Consider the following 21,178-nt stretch of genomic DNA (forward strand, 5'->3'; position numbering starts at 1 on the left):
GGGGCACGCGGCACGCTGGGTCGCGGTTCCAAGCGCGTGAGGAGCGGCCAATGACCGATAGACGACAGTCCGGTATCGCCCTGCTGAGCAGGCCGGAGACGATGTGCGTGGTGCGGGAATCCGAGCTCGACCGGGTGGTGCGGCTGGCCGGCACCGCCGATCACGGTCCGGGCACCTTACGCAGACACGAGGTCGCGCCGATAGCGGGTCTGTGTCTGGAACTGGTCGTCGCGCTGCGCACCGAGGAGACCGCGGACGGGGCGATCGGGCAGCTCGAACATCGCGCAGTGGAGTGGGCACGGGACGGCATCTCGGTCGACACCGTCCTCGACACCGTCCACCGGTGTGTGCGGGTCATCCTGGAACCGATCGGTGATATCCGACCGGCGCAGATCGTCGATCTGCTCGGCCGGGTTTCCACCGCGATCGCGGGCGCCTATCTGCGCTACGCACTCGAGTTGTCCGGACACGGCGGCCACGCCAGGGATAATCTCGCCGAACAGTTGATCGTGGGCAGCCGCTCCCGGATCGTCGCCCGTGATTGCGGGGTGGTGCTGGCCGCCGAGTACTGGGTGCTCGCGGTCGACATCGGCGCGGAGCCGATCGACGACGGGCTCGACGAGCGGGTGCGGTCCCGGCGAGCGGTCACCCGGCTGCGCCTCGAGCTCGATCGGGCGTGCGACGGCGACGCGCTCGCGGCGCTGTCCGCGCAGGGCGGCACCGTGCTGATACCGACCGACGACCGGCCCGAAGCCCACATCGACACCGTGGCGGCCGCGCTGTCGCGTGCCTCGGGCCGTCAGCTCACCGTGACGGTGGTGCGCGCGGCGCTCGACGATATTCCCGGCGCGGCCGAATGCGCGCACGAACTGCTTGAGATCGTGCGACGGCTCGGGCGGGTGGGTGGTGTGCACCGATTCAGCGATTTCGCACTCGAATATCAGCTCAGCCGCCCGGGCCCGGCCCGCGAATATCTGCGGACCCTGCTCGAACCGCTCTCGGTTCATCCCGAATTGCTCGACACCCTGCGCTGCCATGTCGCCAATGATCTGAACCGTCGTAAAACCGCGCGAATGCTGCACCTGCACACCAATACCGTGGATTACCGAATTCGGCGTATCGCGGCCCTGACCGGCTTGGACGCCAAGCGGTGCCCCGACCTGTGGTATCTGCGCTCCGCGCTGGTCGTCGCGGGCATGTCGATCGAAGGACAACCGAAATGAGCGGTAACGTCCGGCTCCTCCCGTGCCTCGCGGTCGCCGCCGTCTCGCTGGCGGGCGTGCTCGCCGCGGCGCCCGCGACGGCGAACCCCTCGGCCTCGGTGGTCCTGCGCAACGGGCCGCTCGCCCCTGGCAGCAGCGGTTCCGACGTGCCCGCCTCGGCCGCGGTGACGATCGACAAATGGGCCGACCACACCGTGTACCGGCCCACCGAGCTCAGCACGACCCGCCACCCGGTGGTGATCTGGGGCAACGGCACCGGAGTGGGTCCGGGCTACTACGAGCAATGGCTGCTCGAACACTGGGCGGCGGCGGGCTTCGTCGTTGTCGCCGCGAACACGACAATGGCGAATTCGGGCGCGGAGATGCTCGCGGGCGGCCGCGAACTCCTGCGGCGAAACGATCAATCCGACAGCGTCTACTACGGGAAGATCGCGACCGACGCAGTCGCGGCCGCCGGACATTCCCAGGGTGGCGCGGGCGCGATCAACGCCGGTGCCGACGACATGGTTCGCACGGTGCTGGCGCTGCAGCCCGGCCCGCTCGCGGTCCCCGGCGACATTCTCGGGCCCACCTTGTTCCTCGCCGGTGCCGCGGATCGGATCGTCGACGCCGACCGCATCGTCAAGCCCCTGTTCGACAAGGCAGACCAGGTGCCCGCGATCTTCGCCGAACTGGGCGGTGCGGGTCACCTCGAAGGTCGGAAGTACGTCGACGTGATGACCGACTGGCTGAGATATCAACTGCTCGACGACGCGGCGGCGCGCGCCCGCTTCGTCGGAGCGACCTGCGGGCTGTGCACCGACGCGGCGTGGACCAGGGTCGAACACAACGAGAAGGCGGCCGCACTGGGCTGATCGCCACTTCGGTCACCGCTTCGTTGGTGCGCAGTACTATCGCCTGTGACCCAGCACACCCGTGAGCCGGACGGGGCGCAGCTCTCGCCTCGACCGGCCGGACCCGAAGCGATAGATGGTGCGAAACACGCTCGACCCAGCGGCGACCAGCTACCTCGGCCGTGACGCCGAGATCGATACCGTGCGCGGGCTGCTCGATACGAACTGTCTGGTCTCGGTGACGGGTGCGGGCGGGCTCGGCAAGACGCGGCTGGCCCGGCGCGTGGCCGGGGAACGGGTCGCCGACTACGGCAGCGGTGTCTTCTTCGTAGAACTGGCCGGGCTCCGACAGCACGACGAGGTCGCCGCCGCGGTGGCCGACGAACTCGGGCTGCGTGTCGGTGACAGGGCGGCGACCGTCGAACGCGTCCTGGACCATCTCGCGCGCACAGCGCCCCTGCTCGTTCTCGACAACTGCGAACACCTCATCGACGGTTGCGCCGACCTGGTCGCGCGGATCCTCGCGCACTGTCCCGGCGTGACCGTGCTCGCCACCAGCAGGCAGACGCTCAGCATCGCCGGTGAGCAGGTGTTCCGCATGCCGGCGTTGGCCGTCCCCGCGCCGGGCGACGACGATCCCGCGCGCATCGCCGAATATCCGTCGGTCCGGTTGCTGCTGGACCGGGCCCGCGCGGTCCGGCCCGACTTCCGGATCACCGCGGCGAACTCGGCCGATGTGGCCCGGCTGTGCCGGCTGCTCGACGGGATTCCCCTTGCCATCGAGTTGGCGGCGGCTCGGCTGCGCTCGCTCTCGCCCGGCCAGGTGCTGTCGCGCTGGCCCGGCGGGCTCGCGCTGGCTACGGCCTGGTCGCACGGTCTGCCCGATCGGCACCAGACCTTGCGCGCGGCCGTCGACTGGAGCTACCACCTGTGTGACGACGACGAACGCCGGGTGTGGGCGTGCCTGTCGGTGTTCCAGGACTGGTTCGAGCTCGAAGCCGCCGAATATGTCTGCGCGGGTACGGATTTCGGGGTACCTGTGATGGAGATCGTCGACTCGCTGGTGGACAAGTCGATCCTGGAGAGCCGTGGCGACGAGGTCGTGCACTTCCGGCTGCTGCAGGCCGTGCGCGAATTCGGTGCCGAGCAACTCGCCGCCACCCAGCTCTCGGACACCGTTGCCCGGCGGCACCGGGACTGGTTCCGCGAACTGCTCCTGCTGGCCGATCGGGAGTTTCTCGGCCCGCGCCAGTACGAACTGGTCCGGCGCCTGCAGTTGGCGCACCGCGATCTGCGCAGGGCGATGGAATGGTCACTGTCGACCGTCGGTGAGCCCGCCGCCGCACTGGAGATGGCCTCGTGCGTCGAGGAATTCTGGACGATGATCGGGGCCAACCACGAGGTGCGCACCTGGCTGGAGCGGGCGCTGAGCCTGGTGCCGGATTCCCCGCACGTGCCGCGCGGGTGGACGACCCTGGCGATGCACTCGCTGTGGCTGACCGATCGCGAGCGTGGCTACCGTGAACTCGACGAGGCCGAAACCGCTGCCGGTACAGACCCGCTCGCGGTAGCGCGGATGCTTGTCGTGCGTTCGGCCGCGGCGAAGGTCGAGCTCGACAATGTCGCGGCGGCACGGCTGTCCGGTGCGGCGCTGCGCATGCTGCCCGCCGACAGCGGACTCCGTGAGACGGTGCTCGCCCGCAACACGCTCGCCTTGGCGACCGCGGCGTCGGATCCTGAGCATCGGCTGCCGGAGCTGCGCGAACTGGTGAAAGCGTGTGCGGCACAGGGTGATTACTACTACCAGGCGATGACGTTGTTCACGATCAGCCTGATCGAGGTGCTGTCCGGGCATTCCGACGCCGCCGAAGACGCCGCCCGCACCGCGCTGACGCTCACCCGCCGTTGGGGCAACACCTTCGGCGACGCCTACCACATCGAAACGCTGGCCTGGGTCGCGTCCGCGCGCAACCAGCACCACCGTGCGGCAACACTGTTCGGCGTGGCGGCGGCCGCGTGGAAACGTCTCGGCACCGACCCGCGGATCATTCTGGTCTACCCCCACACCCTGTTCCGCGATGCGACGACAGCGGCGATGGGCGCGGCGGAGTTCGCGACCGCGTTCGACATCGGGCACGCGATGGCGCTGGACGAGGCGGTCGCGCTCGCGCTCGAACCACAGTGTTCGCCCTGCCCCGACAATTCGCCGAACATCGCGCCGCTGACCCGGCGCGAGTACGAGGTGGCGGAACTGGTGGCGAGCGGCCTGACGAACAAGGAGATCGCCGCCCGGCTGGTGATCGCGCCGCGGACCGCCGATACCCACGTCGGCAACATCTTGACCAAGCTCGATTCGGCCAATCGCGCACAGATCGCGACCTGGGTCGCGACCAGAGGAAATCCCGCGACGAGCAACTGATTCGCGTGGATCATGGTCGGGCACAGCGAAATACGTGAACTCATGTGATCGGTATGTGACGCATCGAATTGCAGTGGAATATTGGCAAACTGCCGAAATGAAGCGCTGAATAATATTTCCTGTGCGCCACCATGGGGCCCCGAACAGTGGGTTGGTGAGGTGTACACACCTGACCGGAAGTGATTTCCGTGCCGGTTTTTCGGGCTTATCTTCGGTGCGGCTTACGAGCTGATTCTTTTTCGCTTTCGGAAAGGCAGACCTTGCATGACCATAACTCGTGGCCGCACACGCACTGTGCGTGCGGCAATACTGATCGGCGCCAGTATTATGGCTGTCGCCCTCTCCGGGACGGGGGCGGCGGCCGACCCACAGACCGAGCCCACTGAACAGGCACTGGCAGAGATCATCTACCAGGGCCGCGATGTGGCGTGGGGCACCGACGGCGGGCTGGGCGGCACGGGTTCTGCCTGCACCTCCGGAAGTGGCGCGGGCTCGGGCAACGGCTCCGGCGACTGCCTCGACGGTTCGGGTTCCAGCTCGGGTTCTTCGGGCGGTTACTCGTCCGATCCCGGCGCCATCGGACCCGCGTCGACGGCGTTCCTGCCCGCGTTCGGCTACGGCCTGCTCAACCCCGACGCGGGTGCCCCCGGCACCAACGACTGGGGCTGCAAGCCGACCGAGCAGCACCCGCGTCCCGTGGTGCTGTTGCACGGTACCTGGATGAACGCCTACAACGGCTACGCCTACATGGGTCAGCCGATCAAGGACGCCGGCTACTGCACCTTCACGTTCAACTACGGCCGTTCCAGCATGGTCGAAGGCGGCGGTCTCGGTGCGTTCCTGCCCGGTGTGATGGGTACCGGCTACATCCAGGATTCGGCCAAGCAGACCGCGGCGTTCGTCGACCGTGTTCTCGAGGCGACCGGTTCCGACGAGGTCGACATCATCGCCCACTCGCAGGGTGGCTCGATGGCGAACTGGTACACCAAGTTCGAGGGCGGCGCGGCCAAGGTCAACAAGCTGATCACCTACGGCGCCACCCACCACGGCACGACCCTCGACGGCATCGGTTCGCTGGGTCGCATGGTCAACAACCTGGGCATCGATGTGCTCGGTCCGGTCGAGATCTTCGTCGGGCACGCCGGTATCCAGCAGACCGTCGGTTCGTCTTTCGTCAAGCAGCTCAATGCCAACGGTGACACCGTTCCCGGTATCGACTACACCATCGTCGGCACGCGCTACGACGAAGTGACCAACCCGTACGAGCTGACCTTCCTCGACCAGGGCCCCGGCTCGACGGTCAACAACATCCTGCTGCAGCAGGGTTGTGAGCAGGACATCTCGGATCACCTCACGATGATGTACTCGCCGCGCGCGCTCTCGATCGCGCTGCGGGCACTGGATCCGATCCAGAACCCGAACCTCGAGTGCACGTTCAACCCGTGGCTGATCGGAGGTGGTGGTTCCCTGTAACGCCAGGCGACAAATAATCGGGTGCATCGCGGCACGGCTTGGCCGCGATGCACCCGATTTTCGTGTGTCTACCCGACGAGCAGGGCGGCGGCGCGTTCCCAGTAGGTGTGCATGTCCTGCTCCCAGTAGCCCCAGGAATGCGTGCCCGCCGGACGGAAGTCGAAGGTCGCCGGGATATTCAGTGCGGCGAGTCGTTCGCGCAACAACGCGGTGCACACCACGGTGATCCCGTCGAGAACGCCGCCGATGACCATCTGATCGATCAACTTCATCGGGCTGTTCTTGATGCCCGGCCCGCTCAGGGTGTCCAGCGGACCGGGCAGGCCGTTTCCGGTGCTCACGTAGACCTGCACACCGCGCAGCTTCTCGGCATTGAGTGCCGCGTCGTTGGCGGCCCAGGCCGGATCGGTGGGTGGGCCCCACATGTTCAACGGGTTGCCGCGCCGCGCGGTGACGATCGAGGCCACCATCGCCTGACCTGCCGGGTTGCTGGTCTGGATGCAGCCGCTGAACGAGCCGACCATCTGAAACCGTTCTGGCGCTTCCTGTGCCATGCGAAATACTGCGGAGCTGGCCATCGACAAACCGGCAACCGCATCGCGGCCGGTGCCGTGGAAGGCCGAATCGATGATCGGCGGCAGTTCGGTGGTGAGGAAGGTCAGCCAGCGGTTGCGTCCGGTGCCGGGATCGTCGACCTGCCAGTCGGTGTAGAAGGTGCCGGCACCGCCGATCGGCATGACGATGTTCGCCTGCTTCGCGGCGAAGAATTCGACGGCGTCGGTCTTGGTGAACCAGTTGCTGCCTTCGCGCCAGTCTGGGGTATCGGTTCCGCCGTCGACCCCGTTGATCAGATACAGCGAGCCCGTGGCCCTCTCGGGATCCGCGGCGGGAATGACTGCGACGGTGACCGGGCGGTTCATCGCCGCCGAATGCACGGTCAGGTCGATCACCCTGCCCGGACCGTTCGCCGCCGCCGCGACCGCGAACGAGCCGTTCGGCGCCGGGAGTGCCGCCGCCATCGCGCGGGCGGCGACCAGATCAGGGGCCGCCTGCGCCGTCGCGACGACGGGCACGCCGGTGGCGGCCAGCGTCACCGCGAGCGCCAGCCGCCGCACCATCGAATTCACCACTGTTTTGTCTCCGTTCACTGCTGTGTTGTCGCTATCGGCCATGGCGGCTCGTTCCGTCGACGAGCCGCAGTTCCAGGGCATCGGGCCACAGGGCCGACCACGGTTCGCTCGGGCCCTCGCACAGCCACACCGCGACACCGCGGTTCACGCCGGGAAAGCCGAGCGGTTCATCGATGTCGGTGAGCAGGGTCGTCTGTGTGAAGCGGGTGCGCAGCGCGGTGCCGGGATCGTCGACCCCGATGTAGAGCACGGTGGTCGCGCTGTCGGGTGGTGTGCCGAAGTAGCCGTAGCCGCGGTTGGGGCTGAACACCGCGGGCAGCTCGGTGTCGCGCGCGAATTGGTCGAGAGCCGCTGCCTGCCAATAGTTCTGGGTGACGATCACCAGACCTTCGCGCTGCTGCGGCGGGATCCGGTGGTAGGTGTCGGCCACGGAGTTGACCAGGCTGTCCCAGCCGCTCGGTCCGAAAAGCACACTGCGCGAATGGATCTGCGAGTAGTCGTCGGTGGACTGCCGCAAATCCGACTCCGGCAGCGGCAGCACAACAACGAGGCCGACACAGATCGCGGTCGTGAGTGCGCCGAAACCACCGCCGATGATCGCGCTACGTCGGCTGAACCCCCGGTCCGCCAGATATACCGCGCCCGCAGCGAACAGGCCCGGGAACGCACCGGCGACGAAGTACGGACGCAAACCGAAGAGCACGACCGCGCCCAACCCGAGCGCGATCATCGGAATCAGGAAGTAATACGGACGGAACCGTTCGGCACGCAGGCCCGCCCACATGCCGACGATCAACAGCAGACCGCCCGCCCCGGTGACCTGAATCATCGTCCACGGCACCGAAAGCAGCCCGGCGGTGGCGAGCTGTTCGTCGCGCACGATCGCGCCCATGGCCAGCTGCGGCCAGCCGTTGGTGTGCTGCCACCACAGAATCGGAATCGCCGACCCGGCAAGCAATCCCGAGCCAACCCACCACGCGGGCCTGCGCAGCATTTCTCGCGGCCCGAACACCGCGAAACCGACAGCGAGTACCGCCCAGATGATCGGGATCAGCCATTTGACCTGAAAGTCCACGGCGGCAACGAAACCGGCGGCAACCAGCAGGTAGTCCGCGCGGGTGCGCACCCAACGGATCAGCAGCCACGCGATCACCGCCGTCAAGGTGATGTCGACGGCGAAGGTACTCAGCATCGCCGACTGCATCACCGCCATCGGCGTGGTCGCGTAGGCGATCGCGGCGACGGTCTGGGGGAGCCGACCGCCGCCGAACTCCCTGGCCATCACCGCGCTGAGCACGATCGCCAGCACGGTGAACACCAGCGCGGGCACGCGCAGCGCGACAGTGGAACCGGGCGCGAGGTAGTCCGACAGTGCCGCCAGCAGCGGAACCAACGGCCCCTGATCGGCATAGCTCACCGAGGGATGTCGTCCTGCCGCAAGGAAATACAGTTCGTCACCGCCGATGAGGTAGCGGTCGATCCTGGCCAGGAACAGGGTCGTCGCCAGGGCCGCGACAATCGACACCTCGCGCCACGCGAAGGCGGGCAGTGAGGTGGTGGGGGCGGCGGGCACGTCGACGGTGCCGCTGCGGACATTCATGGGGGTACTCCGCGGATTCAGTCCCGGTCGCCGCGGACTGGCGTCGGAGCAGCTCCGGAAGGTGTCGAGTGGGCGAGGGTTTCGGGTTCGGGCTGCAGGCGTTTCAACCACCCGGGCGCCCACCAGCAGGCGTCTCCGAGCAGCCGCATGGACGCGGGCACCAGCAGCATGCGCAGGATGGTGGCGTCGATGAACAACGCGGTGACCATGCCGAAGGCGATGTACTGCATCATCAGCAGATCCGAGAGCGCGAACGCGCCGGTGACCACCAGCAGGATCAGTGCGGCCGCGGTGATGATGCGGCCCGTACGGGCGATTCCGGTCTGTACGGCCTCGGTGGTGGAAGCGCCCGCGGCCCTGGCTTCGACGATGCGTGACAGCAGGAAGACCTCGTAGTCGGTCGAGAGCCCGTAGACCACCGACACGATCACCACCAGGACCAGCGACATGATCGGTTGCGGGGTGAAGCCGAACAGTTCCGCGCCGTGCCCGTCGATGAAGACCCAGGTGAGCACGCCCAGTGTGGCGCCGAGTCCGAGCAGGTTCAGCGCGGCCGCCTTGAGCGGCAGCACCAGCGAACCGAACGTGAGCGCCATCAGCAGCGTGCTGGCGAGGAAGACGAACAGGATCATCAGCGGCATCCGCTCGACCAGCGCGTCGATGCTGTCCTTCTCCACCGCGGGCATACCGCCGACCATCAGCGTCGTTCCGGACGGCAACGGCATCGAACGCAGATAGTCGATGGTCGCCTCGGCGTTGTCGGAGCTGTCGAGCACGGTGTGGGTGGTGAGCACCTGCGGTTGGAACGGCGACTGCATCGGTTCGGCAAACGGCGCGGCCAGGCCGGGGGCCTGATTGGCATCGGCGCGGACGGTGTCGGCGGTCTTGGGGTCGAACGTGACGATGACCAGGTCGATCGGGTCGATCTGGCGGAGCGGGAACAGTTCGTCGAAATGCTGTTGGGCCAGCCGCGTCGGGTGATCCGGCGGGAGGAAACGCTCATTGATGGAGCCGAAGGCGAGGTGCTGGATCGGGACGATGAGCAGCAGCAGGCCGAGACAGATCGGAATCGCCACCATCAGTGGACGTTTCATGACTCCGGCGGCGAACCGGCCCCACGCGTTGTCGGCGACACGGTCTTTCGCGACCGGTTTGCGGAACCAGTCGACACCGAGCCAGTCGACCCGCCTGCCCAGCACGGCCAGCATCGCGGGCAGCAGGGTGATCGAGGTGAACGCGGCCAGCGAAATGGTGATGATGGCGCCGTAGGCGAACGAGCGTAGGAAGCCCTGCGGGAACACCAGAATGCCAGCCGCCGCGACCACGACGATCAGGGCCGAGAACAGCACCGTGCGTCCCGCCGTGGTCACCGACCGCCGGACCGCGTCGTCGACAGAGCGGCCGTCGGCGAGCTCCTCGCGGAACCGGCTGAGCACGAACAACCCGTAGTCGATCGCCAGCCCCAGCCCGATCATCGAAACAACGGGGGAGACAAAGGAGTTCACCTCGGTGACGGCGGTGAGGCAGCGCAGCAGCCCCCAGGCGCCGAGCATGGTGAGCCCGCCGACGATCAGCGGCAGCGCCGCGGCCACGACGCCACCGAACAGGAAGAACAACAGCACCGCGACCGCGGGGATCGCGAACAGTTCCACGCGCCGCTGGTCCTGAACCATGGTGTCGTTCAACGCGGCCGCGACCGGTTGCCCGCCGGCGAGCTCCACGTCGACCCCGGGAATCACGAACTCCTCGGCGATCTTTCGATAGTTGCGGCCCTGTTCGGTCGGATCGAGGCCGCTGATCGCGACCGAGGCGAACGCGTAATCCCGTTCGGGCGAACCGAACACATCGGGCAGCGCCACCCCGGTATCGGTCGGCCAGTACGCGCCGTTGACCCGGTCGATCTGGTCGGGGAACCGCTGCGGCAGCGCGTTCAGGCCCGCCACGACCTTGTCGGCGAACGCCGGATCGTCGATCGTGGTGCCCTCGGGCGCACGGACCAGCAGGATCACGTCACTGCTGTGATCGCGACCGAACGCGTTGTCGCGCACGTGTGCCGCGCGTACCGATTCCGACGACGGATCGTCGAACCCCTTGGAACTCAGGTCTGCGCCGAGGCCCAGCCCATAGCTGCCCAGTGCCAGCAATCCGGCCACCATCACCACGATCACCAGATAGCGCCGCCGCACGACGGTGTCTGCCCACTGTGTCAACTCGGCGAACACATTCGCCTCCCAACTGCTCGCGATGGGGACGAACTTGTCAGGAGTCGATGGTCTTTTCGGTCGCTACCGCGCAATGTTGCGGTCGGTCACAACGATTCTCGAAAACTTGTTGTGATCGGTGACCCGGCCGTCTGGGTCCGATCACAGCGATATTCACGATCTGCCGTCCGAAATTCCAGAGGTCGGTAATCACCACGATCGCCACGGTGACGAGTTCTACGTTGGCACCAACGGTCAAATGTGTACTGGCCGGTCGAGCCGAAGGATAATTGCGTGTCGGATATTGCCATTGTCGGAATCGGATGTCGGTTCGCGGGCGGAATCGATTCCCCGGAATCGTTCTGGGACTTTATCGTCGACAAACGCGACGGCGTAGTGGAGATGCCCGCCGATCGCTGGGACTGGCGGCGCTACTACGACCCCGAGCCGCGCACGCCGGGTCGTAGCTACACCAAACACGGCGCCTTCATGACCACCGATCCATGGGAGTTCGACCCCGACTTCTTCGGGATATCGCCCCGCGAGGCCACGGTGCTCGACCCACAGCAGCGACTGATGCTGGAGGTGACGTGGGAGGCCCTCGACGACGCCGGGATCGCGGGGCGCGCGGCCGGCGCGCAGGTCGGGGTCTACGTGGGCGGCTTCGTGGTCGACCAGTCAGTGATCGGCGTCGTCGGCCCCGCGTTGTTCCACACCGACATGCACACCCCGGCCAGCGCCTCCTACACGATGCTGTCCAACCGCATCGCCTACGCGCTGAACCTGGTCGGTCCCGCCATCACCGTCGACACCGCGTGCTCGTCGTCGCTGGTCGCGCTGCACCTGGCCTGCCAGGCCCTCGAAAACGACGACTGCAAGGTCGCTCTCGCGGGCGGGGTCAATGTGATGCTGCAGCCCGAAACCTTCGTGCTCATGTGTAAAGGCGGGTTCCTCGCCACCGACGGGCGCTGCAAATCGTTCGACGCGTCCGCCGACGGCTACGGTCGCGGCGAAGGCGCGGGCATGGTGGCGCTGAAGAAGCTCGAAGACGCTGTCCGCGACGGCGATCGCGTCTACGCGGTGATCAAGGCCACCGGGTCGAACCAGGACGGGCGCACCACCGCGATCACCGTGCCGAACGTCGACTCGCAGGAGGCACTGGCCCGCACCGTGTGCGAACGCTCGGGTATCCCGGCTGACGAGATCACCTACCTCGAGGCGCACGGCACCGGCACCTTGGTCGGCGATCCGGTCGAATTGCGTGCTCTCGGCCGGGTTTTCGGGTCACCGTCGGGCCGCACCGGGACCATCGGTGTCGGCTCGGTGAAGGCGACGATCGGCCACACCGAAGCCGCCGCTGGCGTGGCCAGCGTGATCAAAGCCGCACTGGCACTGCAGCATCGCACTCTGCCGCCGCAGGGCTGGCTGAACAACCCGAACCCCGACATCCCGTTCGAGGAACTGGGCCTGCACGTACAGACCGAGGCGCAGCCGATGCCCGCCGACGCCCCGCCGATGTCGGTGGCGGTCAACGGTTTCGGCTACGGCGGCACCAATGCCCACGCGATCCTGCAGGAATACAGCGCACCCGTTGCGCCGCCTGAACCGGCCCGCCACCTCGGCATCCTGCCCATCTCGGCCCGCAGTACCGGTGCCGCCCGCGCGTTGGCAGGCCGGTTCGCCGACCTGATCACCGCGGGCGCCGACCCGGATCGGCTGGCCGAAGCGGCGTGGACCCGGATGGCGCACCACCCCTTCCGCACCGGCGTACTCCTCGACGGCTCCACCGAAGAACTGGTCCGTGAGCTGCACGAATACGCGTCGGGAACCGGCCGCGACGCGGGCCGCACAGTCTCCTCGGGTGCCGCCGAACCGGTGTTCGTGTTCTCAGGGATGGGGCCACAGCACTGGAAGATGGCGCGCGGGCTGCTCGCGGCCGGAGGCGTCTTCGCCGAAACGGCCGAGGAGATCGACGCGGAATTCCGCGCGATCGCCGGTTGGTCGATCATCGAGGAACTGAGCAAGCCCGAGGACGAATCCCGGGTCACGAGCACCGAGGTCGCCCAACCGGCGAACTTCCTCGTCCAGGTGGGCCTGGTTCGTGAGCTCGCCGAGTACGGCATTCACCCCGCCGCTATCGTCGGGCACAGCGTGGGTGAGGTGTCGGCCGCGTACGTGAGCGGCATGCTGTCACTGCAAGAGGCCGTGCGCGTGGCTTACCACCGGGCGCGACTGCAGGCCACGACTGCCGGAACCGGCGGGATGCTCGCGGTCGGTATGACCACCGAACAGGCCGACGCGCTCATCGCCGATGACTCGCGCGTCGACATCGCGGCGATCAACAGCCCCACCTCCCTGACCCTGTCCGGCGACGTCGACCGGCTCGACGAGATCGCCGAAAAGCTCACCGAAGACGGCATATTCGCGCGTCGCCTCCGTGTCGAGGTGCCCTACCACAGCCGTCTGATGGACCCCATCCACGACGAACTGCACACGGTGCTGGCCGAGCTGGCGCCGCAGCCGCCGAAGGTGCCGCTGTACTCCTCGGTGACGGGCGAGCTCGTCACCGAAGGCGACTGGAACGCCGAGTACTGGTGGTCCAATGTCCGTCAGCCGGTGCGGTTCTTCGCCGCGGTGGGCAGCTTGATCGCCGCGGGCAACCGGATCTTCCTCGAGGTCGGCCCGCACCCGGTGCTGTCGGGCAATATCCGCGAAGCCCTGGTCGACGCGGACGTCAACGGCACCACCGTGCCCACCCTCGACCGCGAACAGTCCGATTCGCACAGCCTCCGGCGCACCCTCATCGGCCTGCACGCCGCCGGTGTCCTCGACCGTGAACTGCTGTTCCCGTCGGCGCGCGCCGCCACCGCGCACGTGCCGCTGCCGCGTTACCCCTGGCAGCGCACCCGCCTGCACTCGGCGCTGCCGCTGTTCGAACAGGCCCGCCTCGGCACCCCCGACGGCCACGCGATGCTCGGCGACCCGGATGTGGAGGGCCGCCCCGAGTGGCTGCTGCAAGTGGGCACCGAACTGCTGCCGTGGCTGGCCGACCACGTCGTCAACGGCGTCAAGATCATGCCGGGCGCGGCGTACCTGGATGCTGCTCTGAGTGCCACCGCGTCGCGGATCGGTAGCAAACAGGTTGCGCTGGAAGGAGTTCGGTTCGTCGCACCGCTGATCATGGGTGCCCCCGATGTTCCGCTGGTCGCGATGAGCGTCGAGGAAACCAGCGGCCGCTTCATGATCAGGTCGCGCAGTGCGACCGGCACGGCGTGGACGGTGCACTCCACGGGGCGCACGTTGACCGGCAGCCACGAACAGACCGAGGTCGAGGTGCCGACCATCGAGATCGGCGTCGACGTCGACCCGGCGATGTTCTACGCGGGTCTCGCTTCGGCAGGCCTGCAGTACGGTCCGACGTTCCGGCGGGTGACCTCGGTGCGGGTCGGCCGCGATGTCGTGGTGGCCACCGTCGACGGCGGTATCGCCGAAGGCTCACGGCACCTGGCCCATCCGGCCGTCGTCGACGCCGCGATGCAGTGCGCGGCAATGCTGTTCGCCGATGAACGGATCAACGAGGGTGTCATGGTGCCCGTCGGGGTGAACGCGGTGCGCCTGCTCGCCGAACTCCCCGCGGAGATCACCGTCATCGCCCGTCGCGACCCCGCCGCCCGCCTGCGTGCCGACGTCGACCTGCTCGACGCAGATCGAAAGCTGGTAGCGCGGTTGACCGGACTGCAGATCGGCGCGCTCAAGCCCGGCGACAGCCCACTGCACCGGATGGCCGATTTCTACTACACCGAAACGATGCAACAGCTCGACGCCCTCGACCCCGCGGCACTCGCCGAGGCCGGGACGGTATCCACGGTGATCGTCGCGCTCGGCGACAGCGCACGGTCCGGTGAACTCGCCGCCGCGATTCCAGGTTCGCGCATGTACTTCGCCGACCCGTCCGGTGACCGCCTGGAAACCGATCTGGTCGCGAACCTGGTGGCAGCCAAAGACGAAGGGGCACAACGCCTGCACGTCTGCGTCGTGGTCGGCGCCGGGACCGATGACGTCGCCGACCTGTGGACGCTCAAGCGCATCGCGGTCGCGGTCGCGGAATACGTGACCCCGACCGTGGAAGGCGCCGCACCACAGATCCATTTCGGTGACGGCAATGTCCACGCCACTCTGATCACCGAATCCGCCTGCGCGGCACCGGACAGCGATATCGCACCCGACCCACGCCAGGCCGCCCTGGCCGGTGCCCGCCGGGTGCTGCTCAACGAGCAGACCCCGCTGCGCTGGCGTCTCATCGACACCGAGCCGAGCACCCCGATCGCCGACCTCGTCACCGAACTCGGTGTGCCGGGAGCGTTTTCGCTCGACAACGCCGACGAGGTACTGCTGCGCGACGGCGTCCGCTTGGCGCCGGTGGTGACCAAACCGCTGCCCGAACGCATCGAGGAACTCGAGACCTCCCACCCCCTCGCTGACCCGGAGGTCAACTTCGAGCTCGATACGCCGCGAACCCGCTTGCTCTCGCAGGTGGCCTGGCGTGAATGCCCGAGGCCCGAACCCGGCGACGGTCAGGTCGAGGTCGCGATGGCGGTGATCGGACTCAACTACAAGGACCCGCTCAAGATCATCGGACTGCTCGGCGAACGCGAACTGGCGCCGACGTACTTCGGCACCGTGCCCGGCATGGAGGGCATGGGCACCGTGGTGCGGGTGGGCTCTGGCGTCACCGATGTGTCGGTCGGCGACAAGGTCGCGGTCGCGTCCAAGGGCATGATGCGCCGGTTCGCCGTCGTCGATCGCGCGCTCGCCGTCGTCGTGCCCGCCGACACCGACCCCGGCTACTGCACCAGCACCATCGCCTTCGGCACCGCCGAATACGCCCTGCACGACCTGGCTCGCCTCGAACCGGGCGAAACCGTGCTCATCCACGGCGCCGCGGGCGGTGTCGGCACCGCGGCCATCCAGGTGGCCAAGGCGATCGGCGCCCGCATCATCGGCACCGCGAGCTCGCCCGAGCGGCGCGAACACGTCCTCGCCATGGGCGCGGACTTCGCGGTGAACTCGCGTTCGCTCAACTTCGTCGACGACGTACTCGCCCTGACCGGTGGGGTCGGCGCCGACGTGATCATCAGCAGCGCCCCCGGCGAGATCTTGCGCCAGAACTTCAACGCCGCAGCGGAATTCGGGCGCATCGTCGAGGTCGGCAAGGCCGACATCTACACCGGCGGCCTCCTCGAATTGGCCAACTTCGACAAGAACCTCGCCTACTACTCGATGGACCTCGACCGCCTGGTCGCGGTACGCCCGCAACGACTGTCGGCACTACTGCAGCGAGTATTCGAGAAGGTCACCGAAGGCGTCTACACCCCGCTGCCGTACCAGATGTTCGAAACGCACGAGGTGAGCCAGGCGTTCGAGGAGACCCTGCGGTCCTCGCGCGTCGGCCGCGTCGCGCTGCGGATGGACGACCCGGCACCGCCCGTGCGTCCCTACCTGCCGCCGCTCGACATCGACGGCGCCGCAAGCTATCTCATCACCGGCGGGTTCGGCGGATTCGGGATGGCGCTCGGTCGCTGGCTGGCCCTGCGCGGTGCGCGCAGGCTGGTGCTCGTCGGGCGCAGCGGTGCGAACACCGAGACGGCTCGTCGCCAGCTCGAGGCGTGGGAGGCGCTCGGCATCGAGGTGATCGAAGAGCACGCCGACGTCACCGATGCCGCCGCCGTCGCCGCGATCATCGAGCGCGCACACAGCGACGAACATCCGCTGCGCGGGGTGTTCCACGCCGCCGGTGCGGTGGCCGACAACCGGCTCGCCAACATGGAGTTGAGCGAACTCGACCGGGTCTACCGCCCCAAGGTCCATGGCGCACAGGTGATCCATCAGGCCGTCGCCGATGCGGGCATCACTCTGGACATGTTCGTCCTGTGCTCCTCGGGCGGCTCGATGTACGGCATCTACGGCCAGTACAACTACTGCGCGGCCAACGTCGCCGTCGAAACACTGGCACGGCGTTGGGCCGCCGCAGGCGAACGCGCACTGTGCGTCGGCTGGGGTCACCTCGCGGGCGCCTCGGGCGGCATGGCCGCCGACGAAACCGCCGAAAAGTACCTGGACCTGGTGGGCTTCGGCCCGATCGACATGGCCGATGCCACCGCCTACCTGGAACAGACCCTGCGCCTCGGCGCCACCAACGCGGCGATCATCCCCACCGACTGGGCGAAACTGACCGGCACCTTCCCCCAGCTGGTGCGCACGGGCCGCACCGCCGCCCTGGCCCGGTCCTCGGCCAAGGACACCTCCGAATTGGCAAGACTCCGTGAGGAACTCGCCGCGATGGAGGAAGCCAAGCGGGGTCCCGCGATCGCTCGCAAGATGGCCGACGAACTCGCTGTCGTCATGGGCGTCCCGGTCGAGTCGATCGACATGACCGTGCCGGTGCCCGAGCTGGGCCTTGACTCGTTGATGGCGGTCGAGCTCGGCGCACGTGTCACCAAGACACTCGGCATCGACCTGATGTCGATGCAGATGGGGCGTTCGTTCAGTCTGGAACAGGCCGGGCCGAAGGTGGCGGAATTGATCCTGGCGTCCGAACCTGTTGTTACACCACCGCTTCCGGAGGCGGCGCCGAGCGAGGTGCCCGAACAATGGACCGTGGAACAGTCGGCGGAAGTTTCGATGGCGGGATCGCACTGATGGTCGACTTCGGCTTGATCGACGAGTGGCGCCCCGCGCCCGGGCGGCTCGTGACCTGGTTCGCCTCGGCGGACTCGGTCGCGCGCGCCGCCAGGGCGCCGGCCCACCCGGCACCGCCCTCCTTACAACAGGAGCAATACCTTCGCCTGGCCGACCGGCACTCCGGCGCGGACTTCCGGTTCTCCGGCCTGTGCCTGGTGACCGCCGAGCTCCCCACCGGTGACCTCGACCGCGACGCCATCACCCGCGCGATCCACGCATTCCTGTTGCGCCACGACACCTTTCGGACCTGGTTCACCGTCGAATCCGGTGGCACGGTACGCCGCCACCTGGTGCCGGAAGCCGATGTCGAGTTCGTCCCCGTCGACTACGGCTACATCGACGACCCGGAGGCGATCTGCCGACACGTGGAGAAGACGACACCCGGGCCGTTCCAATGGGATTGCTTTACCTTCGGCACCATCGAACACGGCGACTCCACCACCGTGTACCTGGCCGTCGACCACCTGCACACCGACGGGCTCGGGCAGTACCTGTCCGCGGCCGACTTCGCCCAGCTCTATGCCGTCGAGCTGTGGAAGGATGCTGAGCCACTCGCCCCCGCGGCGAGCTATCTCGACTACTGCCGCAACGAGCGGTTCTTCAGCGACCAACAGAGCCTGTCGTCACCGGGCGTGAAGAAGTGGCTCGCGCTGTTGGGCGGCAACGACAACCGGCTCCCGGTCTTCCCCCTTGACCTGGGCAAGAAGACCGACGGCTACCACCGCAGCGCCCACCGCAGCATCGTGCTGTTCGACGACGAGGAGGCCGACCGATTCGAAGAGGTCTGCCGGGCCAACGGCGCAGATTTCGCCGGCGGTGTGTTCGCCGCGGCCGCACTGGCCGAACGCGAGCTGGTCGGTTCCGACTACTACTTCGGCATGACGCCGGTCAGCACCAGAACCTCAGCGGCCGAGAACAATTCGGTGGGCTGGTACGTGACGCTCGTTCCGGTCGCCTTCCCGATGACCGAACGCACCACGATCCCCCGCGCGCTCAGGATCGCGCAGCGGGCCTACGACAGCGGACTCCTGTTGGCGCCCACCTCGTTTCACCGTGTGCTCGACCTGCTCCCCGCTGATTCCGAGATCAAGGCCGAGCCCGGCTGGGTCACCCCGATGATCTCGTTCATCGATGCCAGGGACTTCCTCGGCAACGAACTGTTCGACAGTATGAACGCCGGGATCTTCGCCAACCGGGCCGCTTCGGAGGAAGCCCTCATCTGGATCAACCGGCTCCCGGGCCGGACGTCGCTGAGCGTCATCTTCCCCGATACGGCGATCGCACAGGAGTCGATAGGCCGCTACCTCGACACCATGAAGTCCGTATTCGGAGCCATCATCGACAGTGCCCCGGAAGAGGTAGTGACCCCATGATCCGAGAAGAGTTCCTACCGTCCATCTTTCGTGATCCCGGCATTCCCGACGGCGAGAAGTCGACCTATCGCGTCGGCATCACCGGTCAGCCGGGCGGTTTCGAGGTGTCGCACGTCGTCGTGCACGACCGGGGCGGCTACCACACGACACTCGAGGCCAGCCCCGAAGGAAAGAGCGACCGTGCGCTGGTCATGACCGTCGAGCAGCGCATCGGGCGGATCGACGGGCGGCTGCACGCGGAAAGCTATCGCGCGCTGACGCGGTCGGGGCCGACGGTGGTCTCGCGCGAGGAAGTGAATTTCGTCGACACCGTCCACCTGCAGCTCGGTGGGCTGCCCGGCCCCTTTCCGCCGAATGTGATGCCGATCGCCGGTGGGCTGACGATGTTGCGTGGCCTGGAATTCGCCGACGGGCTGATCGAATCGGTCGACGCCTGGCTCGCCGCCTCCGTGCACTGGCCGCTGCTGGTCCGGGTGGAGAAACAGGTCGTCTTCGCGGGGCAGGCCGGGGTGTTCCCGTGCTGGCAGGTGCGGCTGCGGCCCGGGTTCGAGCAGGTGAACGGGATGCTGGACAAGATGGTCGGCTCGGTTGTGCCGCCGTTCGTCGCGCTGTTCGAGGTGGCCGCACCGCATCGGATGGTGCAGTTGAGTTTCCCGACCCAGATGTCGATGTCGGCACCGCGGGCCACGATGGAGTTGGTGTCATGAGCGAAACCACTCGGGTCGCGAAGGCGCCCGAGCTCGGCGCGTGGCTGGCGTTCGGCGCCTGCCTGATCGCGGTGTTCATGCAGATGATCGACGTGACGATCGTGAACACCGCGCTGCCGAGCCTGACCGCCGACCTGGGTGCGTCGAGATCGGCTCAGCTGCTGGTGATTTCGGGGTATGCGCTCGCCTTCGCGTGCACCCTGCTCACCGCCGCCCGGATCGGGGCGATGGTCGGTCGGCGCACCATGTTCCTGGTGTCGGTGATCGCCTTCACCGCCGCCTCGGTGTGGTGCGGATCGGCCGATGGCGCAACGGAACTGGTGATCGCTCGTGTCGTTCAAGGTGCGGCCGGGGCCGGGATGGCGGCGCAGACGATCGCGATTCTCACGGCGGGTTTTCCGCGCGAACGTCACCCTTTGGTGTTCGCGCTGTACGGGGGAGTGGCCGGGTTCGCCGGAATGCTCGGACCGATCGTCGGCGGCGTGCTGCTCACCATCGATATCGGCGGCTGGGGATGGCGATCGGTCTTCCTGATCAACCTGCCGATCGGGTTGTTCGCGTTCGCGCTGGCCTGGAAATTCCTGGACCGCAGCCGCCCGGAAGGCCGCCACCAACTCGATCTGGTCGGTGCCGCACTGTCCGGTCTCGGCTTGTTCGCATTGATCGCGGGCCTGGCCCAGATCCAGCAGCACGGGTGGCGCATGGACCTCATCGCCGTGACCATCGCCGGGCTCGTGCTGACGGCGGTCTTCATCGCCCAGCAGCGCAGTCGCACGGCGCGAGGCGCCAACCCGCTCTTGCGCCTCGACCTGTTCGGCAACCACGGCTTCCGGATCGGCTCGGTGCTGGTCGGCGCCTTCTTCGGGCTGTTCACCGCGTTCGTGTTCGCCGCCTCGATCACGATGCAGGATGTGCTCGGTTACTCACCGCTGCTCACCGGCATGGTGATGACGCTGTTCGCTGTGGGCGCGGGCGCCGGTGCCATCGGGTCGCTGATTCTGGTTCCCCGGTGGGATATCTGGGCGCTGGCGGCCGGGATCGCATTGTTCGGCGGGTGTATCGGTGCGGGCGGGATCTATCTGTTCCTGGTCGACGGTGTGGCGAACGCGTGGCTCTGCGCCGGTCCGGTGTTCGCGGCCGGATTCGGGGTCGGGGTCTTCGGTGTGCAGCTGCAGCCGATGATGCTGTCCGGGTTGGATGCGGATCGGATGGCCGAGGCTTCGGGTGTGCTGCCGACAGTCGAGCAGGTGGGGAACGCGGTCGGGCTCGCGGTGTTGACCACGGTGTTCTTCAGCTCGCACAGTCTCGGGGGCAGCATCATGATGATGGGCGCGATTGCGGTCGTGGCCTTCGTTCTCGCCGGGCTGACATTGGCGATGCCGTCGCGAGAGCGTCGAGAACTGGCCGCGGACGCCGCTCGTTGACCGCCGCTCGCATGGCGGGGACAGACTTGGGCCGACGTCGGTCGAGGGAGGGAT

General features: G+C 67.5%; 11 protein-coding genes. 8 read left to right on the forward strand and 3 right to left on the reverse strand.

The window, feature by feature from the left end; all coding sequences use genetic code 11:
• The first annotated feature begins 50 nt into the window (after positions 1 to 50).
• The 4 genes from ACFW6D_RS15705 to ACFW6D_RS15720 all read left to right on the forward strand — a co-directional run bounded on the left by ACFW6D_RS15705 (position 51) and on the right by ACFW6D_RS15720 (position 5,948).
• Positions 51 to 1,223, forward strand: coding sequence for a PucR family transcriptional regulator (locus ACFW6D_RS15705; protein WP_379328669.1), 1,173 nt, complete (start codon positions 51 to 53; stop codon positions 1,221 to 1,223).
• On the forward strand, positions 1,220 to 2,077 hold the full coding sequence (locus tag ACFW6D_RS15710; RefSeq protein WP_379328671.1) for an acetylxylan esterase: 858 nt from the start codon (positions 1,220 to 1,222) through the stop codon (positions 2,075 to 2,077). The genes ACFW6D_RS15705 and ACFW6D_RS15710 overlap by 4 nt, the downstream gene beginning before the upstream one ends.
• 115 nt (positions 2,078 to 2,192) lie before the next feature.
• Positions 2,193 to 4,475 carry an ATP-binding protein gene (locus tag ACFW6D_RS15715; protein ID WP_379328672.1) on the forward strand — a complete coding sequence of 761 codons (2,283 nt, stop codon included), beginning with the start codon at positions 2,193 to 2,195 and terminating at the stop codon, positions 4,473 to 4,475.
• 264 nt (positions 4,476 to 4,739) lie between these two features.
• Positions 4,740 to 5,948, forward strand: coding sequence for an esterase/lipase family protein (locus ACFW6D_RS15720; protein ID WP_379328674.1), 1,209 nt, complete (start codon positions 4,740 to 4,742; stop codon positions 5,946 to 5,948).
• Between the two features lie 68 nt (positions 5,949 to 6,016).
• Here the strand turns inward: ACFW6D_RS15720 and ACFW6D_RS15725 are convergent, their stop codons facing one another.
• The 3 genes from ACFW6D_RS15725 to ACFW6D_RS15735 are packed head-to-tail and all read right to left on the reverse strand — an operon-like array spanning position 6,017 to position 10,900.
• Positions 6,017 to 7,120 (reverse strand): alpha/beta hydrolase, encoded by a 1,104-nt coding sequence (locus ACFW6D_RS15725; RefSeq protein WP_379328676.1) that lies wholly within the window; start codon positions 7,118 to 7,120, stop codon positions 6,017 to 6,019.
• On the reverse strand, positions 7,110 to 8,678 hold the full coding sequence (locus tag ACFW6D_RS15730; RefSeq protein ID WP_379328678.1) for an ArnT family glycosyltransferase: 1,569 nt from the start codon (positions 8,676 to 8,678) through the stop codon (positions 7,110 to 7,112). The genes ACFW6D_RS15725 and ACFW6D_RS15730 overlap by 11 nt, the downstream gene beginning before the upstream one ends.
• Positions 8,679 to 8,695: 17 nt before the next feature.
• Positions 8,696 to 10,900, reverse strand: a complete 2,205-nt coding sequence (locus tag ACFW6D_RS15735) for an MMPL family transporter (protein ID WP_379328680.1) — start codon at positions 10,898 to 10,900, stop codon at positions 8,696 to 8,698.
• 273 nt (positions 10,901 to 11,173) lie between these two features.
• On the opposite strand from ACFW6D_RS15735, the gene ACFW6D_RS15740 reads away from it, so the two are divergent.
• From ACFW6D_RS15740 to ACFW6D_RS15755, 4 genes are read left to right on the forward strand one after another with little or no spacing between them, the layout of a single operon-like run.
• Positions 11,174 to 17,578: a type I polyketide synthase gene (locus ACFW6D_RS15740; RefSeq protein WP_379328682.1), complete on the forward strand. Its 6,405-nt coding sequence runs from the start codon at positions 11,174 to 11,176 to the stop codon at positions 17,576 to 17,578.
• Positions 17,530 to 18,993 carry a condensation domain-containing protein gene (locus ACFW6D_RS15745; protein ID WP_379328684.1) on the forward strand — a complete coding sequence of 488 codons (1,464 nt, stop codon included), beginning with the start codon at positions 17,530 to 17,532 and terminating at the stop codon, positions 18,991 to 18,993. Before ACFW6D_RS15740 ends, ACFW6D_RS15745 begins: the two co-directional genes overlap by 49 nt.
• Positions 18,990 to 19,700 carry a hypothetical protein gene (locus ACFW6D_RS15750; RefSeq protein ID WP_379328686.1) on the forward strand — a complete coding sequence of 237 codons (711 nt, stop codon included), beginning with the start codon at positions 18,990 to 18,992 and terminating at the stop codon, positions 19,698 to 19,700. Before ACFW6D_RS15745 ends, ACFW6D_RS15750 begins: the two co-directional genes overlap by 4 nt.
• Entirely contained in the window at positions 19,697 to 21,124 is a 1,428-nt protein-coding gene (locus ACFW6D_RS15755; RefSeq protein ID WP_379328688.1) for an MFS transporter, read from the forward strand. The genes ACFW6D_RS15750 and ACFW6D_RS15755 overlap by 4 nt, the downstream gene beginning before the upstream one ends.
• The last annotated feature ends 54 nt before the right edge of the window (positions 21,125 to 21,178 follow it).

It is taken from the genome of Nocardia sp. NPDC058705 (genome assembly GCF_042749305.1).
Lineage (GTDB): Bacteria > Actinomycetota > Actinomycetes > Mycobacteriales > Mycobacteriaceae > Nocardia.